This window comes from Streptomyces sp. NPDC006463 (genome assembly GCF_042870715.1).
Classification (GTDB): domain Bacteria; phylum Actinomycetota; class Actinomycetes; order Streptomycetales; family Streptomycetaceae; genus Streptomyces.
Window position 1 is genome coordinate 229,220 of sequence record NZ_JBIAHP010000008.1, and the last position, 20,554, is coordinate 249,773.

The following is a 20,554-nucleotide window of genomic DNA, read 5'->3' on the forward strand; positions in this document are numbered from 1 at the left end:
AACCCCCTCACGAAGGTACTGATATGAGCACCAACGTCCTGCGCACCGCCGACGGATGGTGGGTCCTCCGCGGCGACCGGGCCGTCCCCGTCGACACCAAGGCCGCCACCACCGCCGAGCTGATCGCCGACCGGGCGGCCGTGCACGAGGCCGCCCTCTCCGGGGAGGCGGGCACGCCCTTCGCCGACCTGGTCGCCCTCTCGCCGGTCACCACCCCCTGCCGGGTGGTCGCCCAGATGGTCAACTACCGCAGCCACGCTCGCGACTCGGGCTTCACCGGCGACATCCCGCCCGCCTTCTTCCGCAAGGCGTCCGGGTCGGTGAGTGGCCCGGGCGAGGCGATCGTCCGGCCGTCGCACGTGAAGTTCCTCGACTACGAGATCGAACTCGGGCTCGTCATGGGCGCACCCCTGCCCGTCGGCACTGTCGTCGAGGAGCGGGACCTGCCCTCGTACGTCGCCGGACTGGTGATCACGAACGACGTCAGCGCCCGTGACGTGCAGCTCACCAAGACGCAGTTCTACGAGAGCAAGTCCTACCCGACCTTCACACCGACCGGCCCCTACCTGGCGCTGCTGGAGCCCGAGGACTTCGCCCACCTCCTCGATCTGCGGCTGCGGCTGTCGGTCAACGGCGAGCTGCGTCAGGACCGCACCCTCGCCGACATGATCGTCCGCCCGGCACAGGCGCTGACCTTGCTGGCCCGCTTCCAGACCCTCGACCCCGGCGACCTGCTGCTCACCGGGACCCCCGGCGGCACGGCCCTCAAGGCCCCGCCCAAGGCCGTCGAGAAGATCGGCGCGCTGCTGCCGCCCGCCGTGAAGTGGAAGGCGTTCTTCAAGAGCCAGGCCCGTAACCCGCACTACCTGCACACGGGTGACGTGATCACGGCGACGATCTCGACCGCGGACGGGCGGATCGACCTCGGCGAGCAGCGCACGCCCGTCACGGACGCGAAGTAAGACCCGAGGTGAGCCGCACATGACCGCCGACCAGGCCGGACCCCGGGACACCACACCCGCTCCCGCACCCGGGCCCGCGCAGACAGACCCCGCACCCGTCGTGATCATCGGCGCCGGGCCGGTGGGCGTGACCGCCGCCCTCCTCCTCGCCCGGCGCGGTATCCGCACCGTCATCCTGGAACGCCACCAGGACCTCTACCCGCTCCCGCGTGCCGTCGCCACCGACGACGAGGTGCGCCGCATCCTCCAGGCCGCGGGCGTGGGCGAGGAGTTCGACGCGATCGCCCGCCCCGCGAAAGGACTTCGGCTGCTGGATGCCCGGCACCGGGTCATGGCCGAGTTTCGGCGCTCCGAGCACGGCCATCACGGCTACCCGCAGACCAGCATGTTCGACCAGCCCGAGCTGGAACGACTGCTGCGCGACGCCCTCGCCCGCAGCCCGGAGTGCGAACTGCGGGGCGGTATCGAGGTCGCCGGCGTCGGCCCGGACACCACCGGCCCCGTTCGGGTGACCTACCGCGACGACGACGGTGAGCACCATCTGTGGGCCGAGGCGGTCCTCGGCTGCGACGGCGCGGGCAGCCTCACCCGCGACGCGATCGGCGCCGCATGGGAGGACCTGCGCTTCGAGGAACGCTGGACCGTCATCGACGTCCGCACGAAGGCCGACGTCCGCTGCTGGGAAGGCGTCGACCAGGTCTGCGACCCGCACCGGCCGGCGACGTTCATGCGCGTCGGTGAGGACCGCTACCGCTGGGAGTTCCGGCTGCAAGACGGGCAGCAACCGGTCCGCGAACTGATCGCCCCGTGGCTGTCGCCCTCGTACGACGGGGACTTCGAAGTCGTACGGGAGACGCAGTACACCTTCCGGGCGCGGGTGGCCGACCGGTGGCGCAGCGGACGGGTCTTCCTCCTCGGCGACGCCGCCCACCTCACCCCGCCGTTCATCGGGCAGGGGCTGTGCTCGGGCCTGCGTGATGCCCACAACCTCACCTGGAAACTGGCCCGCGTCCTGGGCCAGGGCGGCGACGAACGGCTGCTGGACACCTACGAGAGCGAGCGCAAGCCACACGCGCGGCGCGCGATCCGGCTCGCGGTCGCCATGGGCTGGGCCATGACCGGCGGCCAGGACGGCGCCGCCGCACTGCGCCGCAGGATCCTGGCCGCGGCCTGCCGCATACCCGGCCTCTCGGCGGCGGCGGGCCGCGACCTCAGCCCACCCCTAGCCGCCGGGCCCCTCGTCCGGCGCCGTATGCGCAGGAGCCTCGTGGGCACCCACTGCCCGCAACCATGGGTGGTGGGACTCGACGGCCGGCGCTCCCGTCTCGACGAACTGCTCGGCGACACCTTCAGCGTCCTGACCGCCGCCGAACCCTGGCCCTCGCTGCGCGCCCTCGCCCACGGGCTCGGCGTCCCGGCGATCTCCGTCACCGACCTCCGTGACGACGGCACCCTCACCGCCTGGCTGCGCGCCGGCCGGGCGGACGCCGTCCTGCTCCGCCCCGACCGCGTCGTCATGGACATCGTCCCAGCCGGGGGCCACGGCTTCACGGACACCGCCGCCTGGGCCTCTCTCCTGCACACCACGCGCAGCCCCCACCCTTCCCCACGGACCGTCGAGAAAAGCCTGCTGAGGAGCGCCACACGATGACCAGGCCGTACCCGGAACCCTTCACGACGCCCGATCCGCAGGCCGTCGCCGACAGCCGCATTACGGACTTCGCCCGCCACTCGGGTCTCGACGGCACCGACTACGCCGCCCTGCACCACTGGTCGGTCACCGACCTGGAAGGCTTCTGGGGCGCGGTGTGGGACTACTTCGACATCGACGCGGACTCCCCGTACGACCAGGTGCTGGCCGAGGAGCGGATGCCGGGCGCCCGCTGGTTCCCGGGCGCCACCCTCAACTACACCCACCACGCCCTGCGCAACCTCACCGACGACACTGTGGCGATCATCGCCCTCGACGAGACCGGCTCCAGCCACGAGGTGACCGGCAACCGGCTGCGCGCCCAGGTCGCTTCCGTCGCCGCCACCCTGCGCGACCTGGGCGTCGGCAAGGGGGACCGGGTCGTCGGCTACCTCCCCAACACCCCGCACGCAATCGTCGCGTTTCTCGCCGCCGCGAGCCTGGGCGCGGTGTGGTCGGTCTGCGGGCAGGACTACGCCCCCAAGGCCGCCGCCGACCGCTTCGCCCAGCTCGAACCCACCGTCCTGATCTCCGCCGACGGCTACCTCTTCAACGGCACCACCCACGACCGCCGCGAGGCCGCCCTCGAACTCGCCGGCGCGCTGCCGACGCTGAAGGCCGCGCTGCTGGTGGACCACGTGGGCCTGCCGTGGCCGTCACACGCATACCCGTCACTGGTGGTGCCGTGGGAGGACGCCACCACCCGCACCGAGGAACTCACCTGCACGTCGGTGCCGTTCGACCACCCGCTGTGGGTCGTGTTCTCCTCGGGCACCACCGGCCTGCCCAAGGGCATCGTCCACGGCCACGGCGGCGTCCTGCTCGAACACCTCAAAACCCTCGGACTGCACTCCGACCTCGGTCCCGGCGACCGCCTCCTGTGGTACACCACCACCCACTGGATGATGTGGAACCTGGTCGCCTCCACGCTGCTCACCGGCGCCACCACGTGCACCTACGACGGCAGTCCGGCGCCCTGTGCCAAGCTCGACGTCCTGTGGGAGCTGGCCGCGCGCCACCGGGTGACCGTCTTCGGCACCAGCCCCCAGTACCTGCTGGGCATGGCCAAGTACGGCATCGACCCCTCGGCGCACGACCTGTCGTCGATCCGCGGAGTCGGCTGCACCGGCTCCGCCCTGCCGGCCTCCGCCTACCCCTGGGTCCGCCACCACGTCGGCGACCACGTCCTGCTCGCGTCCATCAGCGGCGGCACGGACGTCGTCTCCGGATTCGCCGGCAGCGCCCCCAACACACCGGTCTGGGCGGGAGAGCTCTCAGCACCCCACCTGGGCGTGGCCCTGGCCGCGTACGACGCCGAGGGCGTCCCGATCGTGGACCAGGTCGGGGAGCTGGTCGTCACCCGCCCGATGCCGTCCATGCCGCTGTACTTCTGGAACGACCCCGACGGCGCCCGCTACCGCGACGCCTACTTCTCCTCCCACCCCGGCGTGTGGCGCCACGGCGACTGGATCACCCTCACCTCTCACGGCTCGGTGGTCGTCCACGGCCGCTCCGACAGCACGCTCAACCGCAACGGCGTACGCCTGGGCAGCGCCGACATCCACGACGTCGTCGAACGCCTCCCCGAGATCACCGAGGCCCTCGTCATCGGCGCGGAAGAACCCGACGGCGGCTACTGGATGCCCCTGTTCGTGGTCCTCGCCGTCGACGCGACCCTGGACGACCCGCTCCGCGAGAAGATCAAGGAGGCGATCCGGACCGGCGCCTCACCCCGCCACGTCCCCGACGAGATCCTCGAAGTCCCCGGCATCCCGCACACCCGCACCGGCAAGAAACTCGAAGTCCCCGTCAAACGCCTCCTCCAGGGCGCCCCGGTCGAGCAGGTCGTCAATCCGGCAGCCGTGGACGCCCCCGACCTCATCGACTACTTCGCCCAGATGGGCGCCGAGCGCCGGGGCCGGTCGACATGACAGCCGCGCAGATCACCCTCGCTGCCCTCCTGACCCTGGTCTTCCTGCCACTGGGAGCGGCGAAGATCGCCGCGGTGCCGTTCATGCGCCGGGCGGCAGCACACCTCGGCATGCCGCCGGGCCTCTACCGCCTCGTCGGCACCCTGGAAGTGGCCGGAGCCCTCGGACTGGTACTCGGACTGGCTTCCACCCCACTCGGGATGGCCGCCGCGATCGGGCTGGCGCTGCTGATGACCGGGGCCGCCGTGGCCCACCTGCGCCACGGCGACCCGCCCGTGCGTGCCCTGCCCGCCGTCGTCCTTGCCCTGACGGCGGTGGCGTACGCCGGAGTGGCGATCGGTACCGGCTGACGGCCCACAGCGGGGCGGCCCGTTGACGCCTTCTCGCATTCACGGTTCTCCTGTCCGCAGCGCTCGGAGCGCGGAGACGGTCCTTTCCCCGGCAGCTCCTGCGGCCACGGCGGCACCGGTATCCGCCGGCGCTGCTCGGCAGGCTGCCCCTCCGCGCTTCGAGATCGTGACCCAGCAGGTGGCGAGTGTCACAATTGAGGAAGGTTGCTCCCGTCTCGTCGGGGAGTCTTCCGGCAGTGGAGGTGCGCCTGGTTGGGGACCACATGGGGACCAGCAACGCCGCATGCCGGTGCACGGCAGGTGCGTTCACGCACGTTAGTCGCCCTCAAATAGCGGCACATGTCCCAATTGTGGCCCCGACGCAGCCATCTGGGGGTCAAGGGGTCGCAGGTCCAAATCCTGTCGTCCCGACTTGCGAATACGCAGGTCAGAGGCCGTATCGGAAGCATCCGATACGGCCTCAAGATCGTTTTTGGGGACCAGTTGGGGACCAGACCCTCTTGGACGCGCTTGTGGCGCACCTTGACCCGGTCAAGGTGCGCCACAAGCGCATCGGCGACGCAGCTGATTGATGCCGAAGTGATCGGGCGCGACGACTTCCGACAGACACTCGAACGCGTCCGACTCGAGGTCGCCCGGCTAACCCCAGTGTGGACTTCCGTGAAGTAGCGCCTGCGGCACTCGTCGTCGGCGTCACGCGGATGGCCTTCTAGCAAGCTTTCCGCGGGTCTACTGGCCCATGCCCGAGGTGTCATCTTGTGGTGCAGACATCGGTGCCGCCCGACCACCGGAGTTGGGTAGGGCCTTGTCGTTCATGTGCTCTTGGAGCGGCAGGGCCGTCTCCGCGCGGAACGGAGGAAGGCCCCTTGCCGCCAACGCAGCGGAACGGGGCAGTCCTCAGGGTGGAGCGCGGCCTCGGGGCGGTCAAACGATGCTGTTCAGCTGGCCAGCGGAGCCTGCCGTTCAAGCAGCTCGTACGAGAACCCGTTCGACCTGCTCCAGCTCACGGAGCACATTGCCGCAGACGGTGGCCTTTGTCGGTGGGAGCAGGTGGTGGAGGAACTCGGGAAACCTCGCTTCTAGTCCGAGCTTGCGCTCGGAGATCTGAGCGAGGCTGACATCGAGGCCGGCCAGGAAATCCGCTATCCGCAGGGGCTCGTCGACCGTGAGCACGGTTGGCGCCTCGACCTAGCCCCCCCTAGCCCGGGTCGGTCCCGCCGCCCCTGGCGGGACCACGCCAGACTTCCCGGATCATCTCGAGCGAGCCCAGCAGTCCGGCGTCCCGCACCACGGGCCGCAGGACGTCGGCGTCGCTCGCGCGCATCCGGAGCACGTCCGCTGGCCGCAGAGTCAGCAGGAGTGGCTCGGCATGCGCGTCAAGCCACTCCTGCTGCCCCAGTTCATGAGCCAGCCGCAGAAGTCCGATGACTAGCCCCGGGTCCCGCGTGTCCGCGGGCAGCTCCTCGAGCAGCCTGCGCCCCCGCTCCAGTGCCGCGCTCCCCGGGCCCCATGCCCCCTCCGCCCAGATCTGGGTGCTCCCCGCCTCCCTCAGCATCTGCTGCAGGCGTTCCCACGGTCCGCCGGACAGCGCCGCGTAACGGCGGAGGTGGCCGACCAGGGCCTTGAACTCCGCTTTCTCCTTCTCCGGATCCACCCGTTCCAACCTGCGGATCACGTACGCCTCAAGCACGGGCCACAGCGCACCCCATAGCGCCCCGTCGCCTGCGGTACCCGGTGGGATCACCTCAACGAGGAGGGACTGGACGATCTCCTCCGGCAGCCAGGCGGCGTCATGGACGAGGTGGCGTACAAGGAAGTCCGTCGCGGGCGGGCGCTCCGGCTCGGGCAGGTGTCGCAGCACATCCAGGACGTCGGCATAGTGTGTGGCGAGAGGCTGATGCGCGTCCCGGCACAACAAGCCCAAGAGGGCGTGCGCCCCCGACACGGCCCGCTGCTCCTGGTCGACGCGGTACGTGCGAAGGGTGTTTGGCAAGCTCCGCAATAGAGGTGCCAGAGCGTGGAGTACGTGCTGCACGTCCGTGTCGCACAGGAGGGACAGCCGCCTGGTCAGATCGGCGGCGTCCACCCCTTGTGCGTCGTGGTAAGCGGCCGGCCCCAGCACACTGCGGCGCAGGGTCCACGACACGTCGCCCGCGAGTTCGGTGGTCCCCTGAAGAGAGATCTGTAGGTCGCCCGTGCGGGCGCCGTCGGCCGGGGTGGTGGCTCTCTCCACAGACACCGAACGGGCGAAGGCTTCCCAGGACGCCTCACCGAACTGGGAGCGCCAGAACTGTGCGCATCGCCACCACCGGTCGACGGGATCCGCAACCGCCAGGAAGTCCGAGGCTCGGACGCCGTCTTCGACGACGAGGGCGAGCAGGAGGAGGTTCGCCTCATAGACCGCGTCCCGTTCGGTGCGCCTCCGAGCGGCTGGACGATACGTGACGTCGGACAGCCTGTCACTGGTGCGGTCGTCCATGTGGAACAGGGTCCGCAGGAGTCCCGGCAGGCCGCGATGCCAGCGTGGTCCAGCTGGCCCCGCCAGTTCCCGGAGGGTGCCGGTGCAGCATCGCGTGCAGCGCGTCGCCGCTCACGCCGGTCGTGTGGATCCGTGCGTCGAGGGGCGCATCGTCCTGGTCGGCCACGGGCCCGTGCATCCGTCGGCGGATGTAGCTCCAGGCCGTGCGGCTGCACGGCCGCAGTGTCCCAAATTACCAAGACTGTCGGGCAGTTCGGATAGGATCGCAGGTATGGGAATTGACTGGGAAAACATGCTCGGCACAAGCGGGAACGGTCTCGACGAGGCATACGACAAGGCGGTCTCCTCGGTCGTCTATGGCGAGATCTCGGAGGACGACCATCGGCCACTCCCGGTCGGCGAAGAGTCCGACGACACGGATGGCCTGCGCTGACCTGAGGGCGCACGCAGAGACTGCCCGATGAGCCGGGGTTGCTTGTTGGGCTTGGTCCGCTCTGGCGGGCATTGGGGATCAGAGGCTTCTGCCCCGTAATGAACCGGTGGTCAAGCGTGCCATCGGGAACCTCGCCTCGCCGTGTCCAGATGGGCGCGGCACGGGTGGCGAGAAGTTGCGCTCGGACGGCCCGGCGTCCGTCGCCGGCTTCTTCGGCGGGGCGCTGAGCTGGCCGGGGAATCGCGGGTCAGGCCGGCATAGCGGGAATCGACTTCGGCTTTCCGTTCGGGTGCAGACGCAACTGCTCCTCGCGGCCCTCGGTGCGTACTGCAGTGGCATCGTGCATCCGGCCTGGGCACCTCGCGGCCGACCGGCCTGCCGATCGTGGAGGGCGAGACTCCGAACAGGACGCGCTGGGGCGGCCGGCGGAGCCTGACCCCCGACGCCCCCCGATCATTCAGGCCCGGGCCGGTGCGCCCATCCTGACCTCCCGTGGTCTCCCCAGGGCACTCGGGAGCGGGGCGTGATGATTGTGTCCCGCCTCGCCACGAACCCGCTCCGGCCAGCCGTAGTCACGCGGAAGAACGAGTGTCGGTCCCAGGGGGCCACACGCTGCAGAGCACCTCGGTCACCCCGGCTGTTCCGGGCCATCAGGCGGTTGCCTGCCAGTTCCAGTGCCCGGACCACTGCCATCTCGGATACCGCGACCACGGCTGCCGTCGGCTGTGGAGGTCGGTTGGGCCGCCCGCCCGCGCGGCGATTGTTGAGGGACCTTGGGGACCAGTTGGGGACCAGCATCCATGGATATGGGTGCACGCAGCGCCTGCCTGCGAACGCAATACGCCCTCGAACGGCTGTTTATGTCCCGACTGGGGGTCAAGGGGGCGCAGGTTCAAATCCTGTCGTCCCGACTTTGCTTTATGCAGGTCGGAGGCCGTCTTCTCAGAAATGGGAAGGCGGCCTTTCGTGCGTCCGGGGGTGTGGTGGTCGCAGTGTGGTCGCAGCCGGAGTGCGCGGCCGATCGGCGCTGTCGCAGTCGCCGTGTGGGGTAGGGGAGCGGAGCTGGTTGAGGGTTTCGCGGAGGCGCTGGATGGGGTCGCGTGATGGTCGCAGCCGTTCCAGCCAGGCGCGTCGGTCGTTTCGCTTCTGGATCCTGGTGAGGGTGTGGTCGACGGCGTCGCGGGCGGCTTGTTGGGTGAGGTGGCTGTAGATGTTGGCGGTGGTCGACAGAGTGGAGTGCCGCAGAGTCTTGGAGACGACGGTGAGGGGGACGCCGGCGGTGATGGTGATCGTGGCGGCCAGGTGCCGCAGGTCGTGAACGGTCACCCGCGGTTACCACGGCTTCTTTGGACAGCTGCCGGAGCCGGTCGAGGACGGTGTGGGGCCGCAGTGGCTGGCCGTCGGGTCTGCAGAAGACGAGTCCGGAGAACGGGTCGCCTGGGTCACTGTGGGGGTGAGCCCTGGATCGGGCGGCAACACCATCAAGATCATCACGTGTTGCGCTGATGGGTTGAACCCACCACGGACTTCTTCGTGAAGGAGACCCGGTGACGGTGCACCCGCTTATCGAGGCGGGGAAGCAGCCCCCGCGCGTCCACGATGTCCTGCAACGGGAGGGCCAACCGATGCGGACGGCGCCGCGTCACCAGGCTGATGCGGGACGCCGGACTTCAAGGCCGACACCGCAGGCGGCGACATTCAGACCACCATCCCCGACCCGTGGGCTGGCCCGGGCCACGAGATCCCCCACTCGCGGCCTGACCACCACACCAATAGTGTCCGTCAAAGCGGAGCAAGCTCACCTGGAGCAAGGTGGTCAAGTGATCCGCCGTACAGAACGGGCAGCGGTCACCACACATCGGCTGCCGCGGCTACGAGAACTGATGGGTCAACGACTCCGAGGCTGTGCAACGGAAACTTCCAGTACTCCATGCGTAGCGCTCTCGCTATGAGTTGACGCGCCCATGACGGTTCGACGAGCTTCGCCAAGCGCGTGAGCACCTGAACCTGGTCGGCTGGGTCTGTGATGGTGTGCGCGAGAGCCTCGGCCTGCCGCCAGGCCCCGGCGGCGGCCAGCTCCTCTCCCAGGAGGCCGAGCATCTGGGCTTGGTAGCGCCAGTCGGCGATGGTACGTGCGACCACTACCGCGTCGGCGAGCAGCGCGACAGCCCGTTCGCGCTCCCCGCATGCGACCAGCGCTCTCGCTACAGCAAGGAGCCCGTACGTCTGGTCGGACGGGTCGGTGACGGCACGTGCCAGCGTTTCGGCTTCGGAGAGCAGCGCGTCAGCCCGTTCAGGTTCCTCGCACGCGGCCAGCGCCTGCCCGACGGCCGCGAGGGTGCTGGACGGGTCGGTGACGGTGCGTGCCAGCGTTTCGGCTTCGGAGAGCAGGGCGGCAGCCCGTTCGCGCTCCCCACCCGCGGCCAGCGCCTGCCCGACGGCCGCAAGCCCCTCCGCCCGGTCGAACACACGGTGGGTGATGGAGCGGGCCAGAATCTCGGCTTGTCGGCAGGCGCCCGCAGAAGCGAGCGCCTTCACCACCTCGGTGAGTTCGCGCTCCTGATCGTTAGGATCGGGGAGGGTGCGGACATGGTCTGCGGCGTTGGTCAGGGTGGCCACAGCTTGCTGATGTTCTCCAGCCATCGCCCACCGTTCGCCGACCGTGACGAGCACCCGGGCCCGGCCGACCGGGACCGTGATGGTGTCGGCCAGAGTTTCCGCTCGCCGATGCGCTCCGGTGGCGGCCAAGGCCTGCCCTACGGCCACGAGAGCCCATGCCCGGGATTCCGGGTCCGCGGCGGTGCGGGCCAGGGCTTCGGCGCGGTCGAGCACGGTCAGAGCCTGCGAACGTTCTCCGGCGGCCGCCAGTGCCGTCCCGAGCGCGGCGAACTCCCGGGCCTGCCGTGACGGGTCAGTGATGCTGCGGGCGAGGGTTTCTGTCTCGGTGAGCAAGGATTCGGCGTCCCGAAAGGCCCCGGTGACGGCCAAACCTTTCGCGACCGCGGCAAGTACCTTGGCCTGGTAGGCCGGGTCGGTGATGCTCCGGGCGAGAGCTTCGGCCTGCGGGCAATCCCCGGCAGAAGCCATCGCCTGTCCCACCTGTGCGAGCAACTGGTCCCGGTAGATCGGGAGAGCGATGGTGCGGGCCAGGGCTTCCGCCTGCTGAACAGCTCCGGCAGCAACCAGCGTCGCTCCATGTTGAGAAGCAACCAGGGCTGACGGTCCGGTGCCACGTCGGTCCGAGTGGCAGCTTCGGCGTCGGCGAGCAGGCTCACCACCTGCTGCTGATCGTCTGGCACCTTCCGTGCCCACCCGACGGCGACCAGCGCCATGATCTGGTCCTTCGGGTCGGTGACGGTACGGGCGAAGGCCTCGGCTTCCGTGAGAACGGCAGCGGCCCGCGGGTGCTCCCCCACCACCGTCAGGCCCTGGCCGATGGCGGCAAGCGCGTGTGCCTGGCCTTCCGGGTCGGTGACGGTGCGGGCGGCGACCTCGGCATCCGCGAGCACAGCTGCGGCCCGCCGATGCTCTCCCACACCCCACAGTTCCTCAGCCACTGCTGTCAACGCCTGCGCCCGGTCCAGCGGATCAGCAATCCTGCGCCCGAGATCGTCGGCTTCGGCGAGCACAGTCATGGCCCGCCGATGCTCATCGACACCCCCCATCCCCTTCCCCACCGCGGCCAGCTCGATGACTCGGCGGCCCGGGTTGGTGATCGTGCGGGCGCTGGCGGCCGCATCCGTGAGAACGGCTACTGCGCGGCGGAAATCCCCAGCCGCAGCGAGAGCATCCCCTACGGCGATGAGCGACTGAGTGCGGTCGGCCGGGTCGGTCAGACTGTGTGCCAGAGCTTCAGCCCGCCGGGCTGGCTCAACGCCACCCACACCGCAGGCATTTGGAAGGGAATGTTCTCGTTTCGGGAGCGCAGGCCGTCGCGATGGATGGCAAGGCGGAGCATGGCCAAGAGGTCTTGGGCACCTTCGTCCGCTACGGCCTCCTGCGCCTTGTGGATTTCTGTGAGCGCCGCAGAGTCCCCGCCGGTGATGTCGAGCATCCGGTCATGGCGCGCTGCGTCGGTCCCGCAGGCAACCATGAGTGGAAGATCCCGTGTGGCGCGCAGCATCTGGAAATAGCCTCGTAGTAGGTATTCCGGCGTGTCTGCGGGCCATCCTTGTTCCCGGAATCCGTCGGCCCACGCATGTACCTGCTCCCGGTAGCCGGCGAGCGCTTTCGCCCCAAGCATTTTCGCGGCGTTGGCCTGTAGTTCTTCGTGACCGAGGATGAGTACTTCAGGCGCACGGCCCGGCCGGTAGTGACTTGCGCTGGTCCTGAACGTGCGGCCCGCCACGCTGTTCAGGGTCTCCTCCACGGCGAACAGCGGAAGGTCGACCAGTTCGGTCAGGTCGCGGCTGCTCAGGCCGCCGCCGGACGCGGTGACCAGACCGAGCAGATCACGCTCGACGCCGACACTCGCGAGCAGCCGCTTCAGTTCCCGCTCGGCCTCGGTCCGGATCACCCGCGCGAACGGTGACCCTTCCAGCTTCCGTACGATCCCCGGCTGCCGCAATGGATGGTCCTCAGGCACGTCATCAGGAATCGGCGGGTTGGGCCTGCCGGCCACCACAACGCGCATCCCTGCCGCAGGCTGCGCCGGCAGCATCGCGGCGATGCTGTAGGCGTCCGGCCCGGTGATCACTCCTCGGTCCTCGTCCAGTCCGTCCACCAGGAGCACCAGCCGCTCGCCCCGCTCTTCGCACGCTCCGGCGGCTTCCGCCAGCAGCCGCAGGAGGTGAGCCTCCCGTGTCGCTTCCGTCAGGAAACCCACGATGCCCTCGCCGAGCAGCTCGCTCAACTGCTCCATCACCACGTCGGTGAACGCCACCCGGTCGTTCTGCGCGGCAAATCGCGCCGTGACGAAGAAGGGCACAACCCGCACGCCCGGAGGTGGATGCAGGGAGAACCAGGCCATCAGGGCGGACTTCCCAGCCCACGCCTCCGCCCGCCACCATACGTACGGCTCCGCCGAATCGCTGGTACAGAACCTGGAGAGTTCTGTCAGCTCTTTCCCACGGTCCATCAGCCGTTCCGGCGCGATCCGCCGTACCTGCTCCCAGTACCCCGACCGCACTGCCGGGCCCGCAGCTACGTACACGTCTCCGTGCAGGACGCCACTGACGGCCAAGCCGGTTGCGTGCTGTGGCGTGCCCGGTTCGGGATGCCTGGAGTGACGGTTCCGATGGCGACAACTGCACGTTCTGCTCCAGATCTCTCTGTACGGTCCGCTGCTGGGAACCAAGCGATCGACTCGGGGCTTGTCAGCCCCTCCGGCTCCCATACGGGCCCGCGCCGCCCCGACCGGCCGATGTGGCGCAGGCACCAGGTGCTCGCACGCCCGTGCGCTCGTCAACGAGAGCTGCCAACGCTGACGGATCGATCTGGTGCAGGCTGTCCAGCGAACGCTCCCAACTGTCCACGCAGAATGCCCTGGCGACCAAGAGCCGAGCGTGAGATGCCCCTGCATGCTGTGCCACCCGCCGCAGCGCGCTCGCCTGCCAGCCAGGAAGGAATATGGTCTCCGCCAGCATGACGGCGCGATCGATGGAGCCGGACGCGGCCACGGCCTCCACCAAGTCCACCAACGCCAATGCCCGCATGAAGGATTCCGGGATCGCATGGGCGACGCTCTCGCCGCGGTCGGCCAACGCGGCAGCCCGGTCGTGCTCACCGGCTGCCGCCACCGCTTTCATCAGTACCCCCAGTGCTGTCACCCGTGGGTATGGTTTGCTGGGTGTGTGGGCGAGGGTGAGGGCGAGGGCTTCTGCGCGGTCGAAGTGGCCCACCACAACCATCGCCTTCACCAAGGGCAGGACCATGGTGTCTTGCATGTCGGGGTCGTCGGCGGTGCGGGCGAGCACGGCGATGGTGTCGGCCAGTGCGGAGGCGCAATCGGTGTTCCCCGCGGCAGCGGCCGCCTTCGCCAGCACGACCAACTTCTCAGCCTTCTGATAGGGGTCCGTGATGCTGCGGGCGAGGGCCTCGGCACGGTCGAATTCACCGGACTCAAGCATCGCCGCCATGAACTCACCATGTGCTTCGGCTTGTTTGTGGGAGTCGGTGATGCTGCGGGCGAGAGCATCTGCTCGGTCGAAATCACCCGACGCGGCCACCGCCCCGACCAGCGACGCCAACACGTCTTCCTGCCACGACGAGTCGGCGATGCTGCGGGCGAGAGCCTCGGCACGGTTGAAATCACCTGATGTGACCACGGCCTTGCCCAACGCCGCCAGTGCCATCCCCTGCCGACTGCCGGTAATGCTGCGGGCGAGAGCCTCGGCACGGTCGAAATCACCCGACGCGGCCACCGCCCGGACCAGTGCTGCCAACACGTCGGCCTGCCAGTTCGGATACGGGGTGGTGCGGGCAAGGCGTTCGATGGTGTCGGCCACTGCTGCCGCTCGGGCACGATCGCCGGACGCGGCCACCGCCTCTGCGAGCGACGCCAACCCCCTTGCCTGATCGCTGGGGTAGGGGGTGGTACGGGCACGGCTTTCGATGGTGGCAGCCAGCGCTGCGGCGCGGTCACGGTCACCAGCAGCAGCCAGCGCCTCCGCGAGCGACACCAACGCCTCTGACTGCCAGTACGGGTCGGTGATCGACCGGGCGAGGGTCTCTGCTCGACCGAGATTGCCGGAGACGGCCATCGCACCGGCCGTGGCCGCCCACACCTGCGCCCGCATGTCGAGGTCGGTGCAGGTGCCAGCGAGACGTTCCAGGGTGTTGGCCAGACCTGCGGCGCGGTGCACGTCGCCGGAGGTGGCAACTGCCTTCACCGATCCCGCCAGCACAGAGCCGCTGATGGTGGAGTCCCGCCAGAACGGAAGGGTGGTCAGACGGGCGAGGCCCTCGATGGTGTCGGCCAAGGCCGCGGCACGGCCACGGTCACCGCACACAGCGACCGCCTCCGTCAGTGGCTCCAGCACTTCCAACTGCCAGTACGGGAAGGTGGTGGCGCGGGCGAGGCGATCGACGGTGGCGACCAGCGCTGCGGCGCGGTCGGGGCCCTCGGGCACAGCCCCCACTTGCTCCAGCGACGCCAGCACGTCTGCCCGCTCCTGCGAATCGGTGATCGAGTGGGCGAAGGCCTCGAGGGTGACGATCCGTCTCGCCGTGCTGGCGGGGTCATAGGACGCCACCGGCGGCCGCATCATCTCCTGCCAGTGTGTAAAGGTGTGGGCGCGGGCGAGTTCCTCGATGGTGTCGGCTGCCGCTGTGGCGCGGTCACGGTCGCCGGACGCGGTGGCCGCTTGCGCCAGTGCCGCCAGCACGTCTGCCTGCTCCTGGAAGTCGGTGATAGAGCCGGCGAGGGTCTGGAGAGCATCGGCCAGTCGCACGGCGCGTTCGCGGTCACCGGACGCCGCGACCGCTTCCGCCAGCGCTGCCAGTCTTCTCGCCTGCCAGCGCGGATGGGGCGTGGTGTGGTGGGCGAGGCTCTCGATGGTGTCGGCCAATGCTGCGGCACGGCCGTGATCACCAAGCGCGGCGACGGTCTTCGCCAGCGCCGCCATGGCCAGAACCTTTGAGTCGGGGTCGCCCATGCTGCGGGCGAGGGCCTCGGCGCGGTCGGGCCGGCCAAGGACTGCCCACAGTGCCGGCAGGGCGTGGGGGAAGTTGTTGCGGGCGACGAGGTCGTCGCGGTGGGCTGCAAGAACAGCGATGTCGAGCAGGTCGGGGTCGCTGTGGCCGAGGACGCGATCCTGAGCGGCGGTGATTTCGGTGAGGGCTTCCGCGTCGGCACCCGTGATGTCGCGCATCCGGTTGTGGCGGTCCGTGTCAGTGGCGCAGGCGACCAGGCGAGAGAGGTCGACGGCGTTGTGGAGCATCCGGTAGTAGCCGCGGAACAGGTACTCCGGGGTACGGGGCGGCCACCTGTCATTCCGGTACTGATCGGCCCACTGGTGCAGGCGGTCGCGGTAGCCAGCCAGGCGGTGTTCACCGAGCACGGTAACGGCCGTGGTCTGGAGTTCTTCGTGGCCCAGTACGTACACCCCGGGCCCGTCGGCGGGCCGCCAGTGGCTCGTGTGCACGCTGAAGGTTCGGCCGGCGACCGTCTGCAGGTGCTGTTCGATGTCATGACCGGGGCAGCCGGTGAGTTCGGCCAGGTCCGTTGCGCTGAGTCCTCCTCCCGCAGCAGTCACGAGTCCGAGCAGGTCCTGCTCGAGGGGCGTTCCGTGCAACAGACGCTTGAGTTCTCGTTCGCCGTCGATCTTGACCGCCGCAGCGTGCGGGGAACCAGCCAGTGTGCGGACGATGCGCGGGTCACGTAGGGGATGTGCCTCAGGCACATCGGCCGGGATCGGTGGGTTGGGCCGGCCGGCGACCAACACCCGCATGCCCGCATGCAAACGGGCAGGCAGCAGAGCGGCAATGCTGTAGGCGTCGGGTCCAGTGGTCACTCCGCGGTCCTCATCGAGGCCGTCGACGACCAGGACCAGTCGTTGCCCCCGTTCCTGGCATGCAAGGGCCGCCTCGGCCAGCAACCTGAGCAAGTGTGCTTCTCGAGTCGTTTCCGTGAGGTAGGCCGGCATCGGCTGCCCGAGCAGGTCGGCGAGCTGCTCGACGACGACATCGGTGAACGCGATCCGGTCGTTTTGAGCTGCGAAGCGGGCGGTGATGAAGAACGGCACAACCTGGACCCCCTTCGGGGGGTGGAGCACGAACCATGAAAGCAGTGCCGACTTGCCCGCCCATGCCGGAGCTCGCCACCACGCATACGTGTTCTGGTCCGGTTCTGTGCAGAACGCGGCAAGCTCGGCCAACTCCGTTTCCCGGTTGAGCAACTGGTCCGGCGCGATGCGCAGCACTTGTTGCCGGTAGCCCGTCCGCACCGCCGGTCCTGAACGCACGATCACGTCGCCGTGCATGATTCCGGTGATGGCTACTCCACCCTCAGTCGCCTGAGCCGCCCCGGTCTCAGTGGCTTCCGCCCGCAACCGCCGTGGCCACCACCGCACCCCCACTGAGCCCCGTCCTTTCACATCGTGCGCACGCTGCGGCCCGGAGCTCTCAGCACCGCCGTCGGCAAGAGCCTGCTGCTTAGGTAAGGCGGATGCCGCTGGTGGCGTCCCCGCCACCAGCGGCGTCCGCCGGTCCGGTACGTTCCACCTCCACTGGGCCTCGCGCCCCGGCAGGCGAACCTGTCAGCCCGGATACCGCGGTTCCGCCGGCACCAGCCCTCGCTTCGCCGGTGTCCGCCACCCTCACCGCAGCGGAAGCCGATCCGGGAAGCCCCGCCCATACGGCAACCCCCAAAGCGGCAACGGCGACGAGCACCGACACCACCGTGGCGACCCGGCTTGCCTGATCCCACCGCACGAAGGCGAGCACACCGCCCAGTCCCGCCACTGTCAGACCCGTCGCCGTCAACACTGCGCGCCGCAGACTCATCTCACCATCATCACGGTTCTGCGTAGGCAGGGCGATGTGTTTGCCCGGACTGGACCCGGCTGGGCCCTGTGGACCCTTTGGGGAATCCCTCGCTGCTCGTCGGGCGCCGCGCCCGGGTCGGTGCCTGGGTCGACCCGAGCGGGCGCCCCGGCGGCGCCTCGAGGTGACGGCTGGTTGGGGACCAGTTGGGGACCAGCGGCACTGTCCGCAGGTGCGCGACACGCGCATTCGCGCACGTTGCTCGCCCGCAAATACCCTCAAATGTCGCGATTCTGACCCTGGGGCAGCTATCTGGGGGTCAAGGGGTCGCAGGTTCAAATCCTGTCGTCCCGACTTTGCTTTTAGCAGGTCGGAGGCCGTTCTCTCATCCACGAGAGGACGGCCTTTCGTGCGTCCGGAGTCGTGGTGGTCGCAGTGTGGTCGCACGCCCGCTTCGGGGTTGGTTGGCGGTGGCGTGGAAGCCGGTCGGGGCGGGGGAGCGGAGCCGGTTGAGGGCTTCGCGGAGGTGCTGGAGGTGGTCGCGTGGTGGTCGCAGCCGTTCCAGTCAGGCCCGTCGGTCGTTTCGCTTCTGGGCCCGGGTGAGGGTGTGGTCGATGGTGTCGACGGCTTCGCGGGCTGCTTGTTGGGTGAGGTGGCTGTAGATGTTTGCTGTGGTCGACAGGGTGGAGTGCCGCAGGGTCTTGGAGACCACGGTGAGCGGGACGCCGGCGGTGAGGGTGATCGTGGCGGCCAGGTGTCGCAGGTCGTGAACGGTCACCCGCGGTACGCCAGCCTCTTTGGAGAGTTGCCGGAGCCGGTCGAGGACGGTGTGGGGCGTAGTGGCTGGCCGTCGGGTCTGCAGAAGACGAGTCCGGTGAATGGATCGCTGGGGTCGCTGTGGCGGCGAGCCCTTGACCGGGCCCGGTGCTCGAGTGCGGTGGCGACGCGGGGTGAGACGGCGACCCAGTTCCGACTGGTACGGGTCTTGGGCGTGGTGAGGACGAGGTGGTTGCTGTCGATCGCGGAGAGCGTGCAACGTACATAGAGGACACGCTCGGCCAGGTGGACGTCGTCCCAGTGCAGACCGAGCGCCTCTCCTTTGCGCATGCCGGTGCCGATGAGGAACTCGAACAGGTCGGCCATATCCGGGTCTACCTGGTGGCAGTGCTGCAGGAAGCGGACGGCCGCGTCCGCGGTCCAGATCCGTCGCTCGGGCGACGGTGGCCGGTGAAGTGCCGGCGGGCTGGAGGGGTTGTGGGCGAGTCGGCGCTGGCGGACCGCGTCACCGAGGGCGCTGGAGAAGGTGGCCAGGCAGCAGTAGAGGGTGGTCTTTCCGCGGCCTGCGGCGAGCTCGCCGGTGACGAAGGCCGCGATGTGACGGTGTCCGAGCTCGTCCAGCTTCAGGGTGCCGAAGGCGGGCGCGAGGTCGTTTTGGACGTAGTCCCGGTAACGCGCCATGGTGGTCGGCTTGAGCACGAGCGCCTTGGCGGCCAGCCAGGCACTCAGGTAGTCGGCGACGCTCTGGTTCGGGTCGGCGTTGAACCCGCCGGCCTCGCCCTCCAGGAATCTGCGCAGTGCGGTCTCGGCTGCGTCGTGGCTGACGAAGCCGCCACGGCGGATGGTTGTCCGGCGGTGGCGCGGTGCCGGGACGTCGACGGCGAAGGTCCACGTCCCGTGGTCACCGTCGGCGAACAGGTGCGGGCAGTGCGCTCCGAGCTGGTGACGCAATGTGTCGCAGCAGCCACACCTGCGGTAGATGCGGCCGCGCTGGGCGGTGGTACGTGGGGATCGCCTCCAGGAGGCGGAGGAAGGGCCGACACCGCCAATGGCAGCGCCTTGACTTACCTCCGCAGACGCCCAGGAGATTCTTCGTCTGCTGGCGGTACAGACGCCGCACCAGGCTGACCAGCCATAATGGCGCACGCTGGGCCAAGTTCCCGCCTCCTGGCCCGCGAATGGTCCGGATCTAGGGGGGCGATACGAGCAGCGTCGGCGTGGACAGCAGCACGCCGTATGGGCACGTGCCGCGCATGGGTGACGACGTACTCGGGCGGCCCCACAGGAGAAGTGGCTAGCTGCCGAATCGGCCGGCGGCGGGCACGACGGGAATCGGGATCTCGAAGCGGACCGTCCCGTAGGTGATGACAATCGCCTCCGACATCGAGGTGCTGGCGCGGTGCGGCCGCGCCCTCGCCGACCCGATCCGCTGCCGCATACTGCTCGCCCTGTGCCAGGCTCCGGTCCATCCCGCCGAGCTGGCCGACGCGCTGGGCATCTCCCGGACCGGCTGTCGAACCACCTGGCCTGCCTGCGCGACTGCGGTCTTGTCGTCACGGTCCCGGTCGGCCGCCGCACCCGCTACGAACTCGCCGACGAGCGCCTCGGCCACGCCCTGGACGCCTTGCGCACCGCCGTGGTCGCCGTCGAGGCCGACCGTGTGTGAGTGGACGCCGAGGAGAAGGGTTGCTGTTGAGATGGCTGCGGAGATATCCATCGGCCCGGCCCCGGCCCGCCGTGACGCCCTCGCGAAGCGGATACGGCTGCTGGTCGCGGCCACCATCACCTACAACGTTGTCGAGGCGATCGTCGCCATCACCGCTGGGGCTATCGCCCCCTCCACTGCGCAGTTCTCCGGCCGCGACACGCTGTCCCCGAGGCACGGGAGAAGACCATCTTACGGATCATCGCCTTCTCGTTCTTCGCGCTCGCCACGTACGTCGCCGTCGACGCCGTCCTGGCGCCCTCTGGCACCGGAGAGGCCGAGCGGTCCATCCCCGGCATCGTGCTCGCCGCTCTGTCCCTGGCCGTGATGCCGTTTCTGTCGGCCGCCCAGCGCGAGGCCGGGCACGAACTCGGCTCCGCCTCGGCGGTTGCCGACTCCGACGCTTCCAGGGTGCGACCACAGGCGACCACCGCGCTCCCGAGGCCGCCGCGACCAGTGCCTTTCCCTTGTTAGCGCTCGATGAGCGGCTTGGAACCGCCGGGCTGGGTGCCGGGGAGCGTGCGCCCACTGCACCCGCGTCGCTGCCCTGCGCAGGGGTTCACGATGTCCGGTCGTAGGCACCGGCTGAGGATGGCGGCTTCGGATCGCAGCGGCCGGAGTCCGGAGCTCGGGGCGCAGCAGGCCAGGTGCGTTTGCTCCCGAGGCCGTCGACGAGCACCGTCTCCGGTCGTCTCGCCGGTACAGCGGCCAGGTCCGGCTCCGCCTACCCCGCGCAAGCGGTACTCGCCGCGGGCCGGCGGCACCAGCTCAAGGCCTCGGGCCGTCGCCTCGGTCTACGGACGG

11 protein-coding genes and 3 pseudogenes are annotated in these 20,554 nt (G+C 69.4%); 7 read left to right on the forward strand and 7 right to left on the reverse strand.

The window, feature by feature from the left end:
• Window positions 1-23: 23 nt before the first annotated feature.
• Genes ACFYOB_RS17120 through ACFYOB_RS17135 form a run of 4 tightly spaced genes read left to right on the forward strand, consistent with a single transcriptional unit; the run spans window position 24 to window position 4,933 of the window.
• Window positions 24-962 (forward strand): fumarylacetoacetate hydrolase family protein, encoded by a 939-nt coding sequence (locus ACFYOB_RS17120; protein WP_119094877.1) that lies wholly within the window; start codon window positions 24-26, stop codon window positions 960-962.
• Between the two features lie 19 nt (window positions 963-981).
• Window positions 982-2,613, forward strand: coding sequence for a bifunctional 3-(3-hydroxy-phenyl)propionate/3-hydroxycinnamic acid hydroxylase (locus ACFYOB_RS17125; protein ID WP_388560582.1), 1,632 nt, complete (start codon window positions 982-984; stop codon window positions 2,611-2,613).
• Window positions 2,610-4,583 (forward strand): acetoacetate--CoA ligase, encoded by a 1,974-nt coding sequence (locus tag ACFYOB_RS17130; protein ID WP_388560584.1) that lies wholly within the window; start codon window positions 2,610-2,612, stop codon window positions 4,581-4,583. The genes ACFYOB_RS17125 and ACFYOB_RS17130 overlap by 4 nt, the downstream gene beginning before the upstream one ends.
• On the forward strand, window positions 4,580-4,933 hold the full coding sequence (locus ACFYOB_RS17135; protein ID WP_053788613.1) for a DoxX family protein: 354 nt from the start codon (window positions 4,580-4,582) through the stop codon (window positions 4,931-4,933). Before ACFYOB_RS17130 ends, ACFYOB_RS17135 begins: the two co-directional genes overlap by 4 nt.
• A 963-nt stretch (window positions 4,934-5,896) precedes the next feature.
• Here ACFYOB_RS17135 and ACFYOB_RS17140 read toward each other — a convergent pair.
• The gene (locus ACFYOB_RS17140) at window positions 5,897-6,106 is read right to left on the reverse strand and encodes a hypothetical protein (RefSeq protein ID WP_388560586.1); all 210 of its coding nucleotides are present in this window, start codon (window positions 6,104-6,106) and stop codon (window positions 5,897-5,899) included.
• Window positions 6,107-6,131: 25 nt separating this feature from the next.
• On the reverse strand, window positions 6,132-7,412 hold the full coding sequence (locus ACFYOB_RS17145) for a hypothetical protein (RefSeq protein ID WP_388560588.1): 1,281 nt from the start codon (window positions 7,410-7,412) through the stop codon (window positions 6,132-6,134).
• Between the two features lie 271 nt (window positions 7,413-7,683).
• Here ACFYOB_RS17145 and ACFYOB_RS17150 point away from each other — a divergent pair, with 271 nt between their 5' ends.
• Window positions 7,684-7,845, forward strand: a complete 162-nt coding sequence (locus tag ACFYOB_RS17150) for a hypothetical protein (RefSeq protein WP_388560590.1) — start codon at window positions 7,684-7,686, stop codon at window positions 7,843-7,845.
• A gap of 942 nt (window positions 7,846-8,787) precedes the next feature.
• Here ACFYOB_RS17150 and ACFYOB_RS17155 read toward each other — a convergent pair.
• The 5 genes and pseudogenes from ACFYOB_RS17155 to ACFYOB_RS17175 form a co-directional block, all read right to left on the reverse strand.
• Entirely contained in the window at window positions 8,788-9,171 is a 384-nt protein-coding gene (locus ACFYOB_RS17155; RefSeq protein ID WP_388560592.1) for a tyrosine-type recombinase/integrase, read from the reverse strand.
• Between the two features lie 522 nt (window positions 9,172-9,693).
• The gene (locus ACFYOB_RS17160; protein ID WP_388560594.1) at window positions 9,694-10,932 is read right to left on the reverse strand and encodes a hypothetical protein; all 1,239 of its coding nucleotides are present in this window, start codon (window positions 10,930-10,932) and stop codon (window positions 9,694-9,696) included.
• Window positions 10,933-11,677: 745 nt separating this feature from the next.
• Complete coding sequence (locus tag ACFYOB_RS17165) at window positions 11,678-12,814, reverse strand: hypothetical protein (RefSeq protein ID WP_388560596.1); 1,137 nt, start codon at window positions 12,812-12,814, stop codon at window positions 11,678-11,680.
• 346 nt (window positions 12,815-13,160) lie between these two features.
• Window positions 13,161-16,766 carry a hypothetical protein gene (locus tag ACFYOB_RS17170; RefSeq protein ID WP_388560598.1) on the reverse strand — a complete coding sequence of 1,202 codons (3,606 nt, stop codon included), beginning with the start codon at window positions 16,764-16,766 and terminating at the stop codon, window positions 13,161-13,163.
• Between the two features lie 1,067 nt (window positions 16,767-17,833).
• Window positions 17,834-18,726: pseudogene (locus ACFYOB_RS17175) on the reverse strand (tyrosine-type recombinase/integrase).
• A gap of 680 nt (window positions 18,727-19,406) precedes the next feature.
• Between ACFYOB_RS17175 and ACFYOB_RS17180 the strand changes: the two are divergent.
• Window positions 19,407-19,711: pseudogene (locus ACFYOB_RS17180) on the forward strand (ArsR/SmtB family transcription factor).
• 31 nt (window positions 19,712-19,742) lie between these two features.
• Window positions 19,743-20,149: pseudogene (locus ACFYOB_RS17185) on the forward strand (cation transporter); the annotation flags it as partial.
• Between the last annotated feature and the right edge of the window lie 405 nt (window positions 20,150-20,554).

Coding starts and splice junctions, on each gene's coding strand:
- ACFYOB_RS17135 (WP_053788613.1), top strand. CDS start 4,580: ATGACAGCCGCGCAGATCACCCTCGCTGCCCTCCTGACCCTGGTCTTC.
- ACFYOB_RS17130 (WP_388560584.1), top strand. CDS start 2,610: ATGACCAGGCCGTACCCGGAACCCTTCACGACGCCCGATCCGCAGGCC.
- ACFYOB_RS17160 (WP_388560594.1), bottom strand. CDS start 10,932: ATGGCTTCTGCCGGGGATTGCCCGCAGGCCGAAGCTCTCGCCCGGAGC.
- ACFYOB_RS17145 (WP_388560588.1), bottom strand. CDS start 7,412: ATGGACGACCGCACCAGTGACAGGCTGTCCGACGTCACGTATCGTCCA.
- ACFYOB_RS17120 (WP_119094877.1), top strand. CDS start 24: ATGAGCACCAACGTCCTGCGCACCGCCGACGGATGGTGGGTCCTCCGC.
- ACFYOB_RS17150 (WP_388560590.1), top strand. CDS start 7,684: ATGGGAATTGACTGGGAAAACATGCTCGGCACAAGCGGGAACGGTCTC.
- ACFYOB_RS17165 (WP_388560596.1), bottom strand. CDS start 12,814: ATGGCCTGGTTCTCCCTGCATCCACCTCCGGGCGTGCGGGTTGTGCCC.
- ACFYOB_RS17170 (WP_388560598.1), bottom strand. CDS start 16,766: ATGCACGGCGACGTGATCGTGCGTTCAGGACCGGCGGTGCGGACGGGC.
- ACFYOB_RS17125 (WP_388560582.1), top strand. CDS start 982: ATGACCGCCGACCAGGCCGGACCCCGGGACACCACACCCGCTCCCGCA.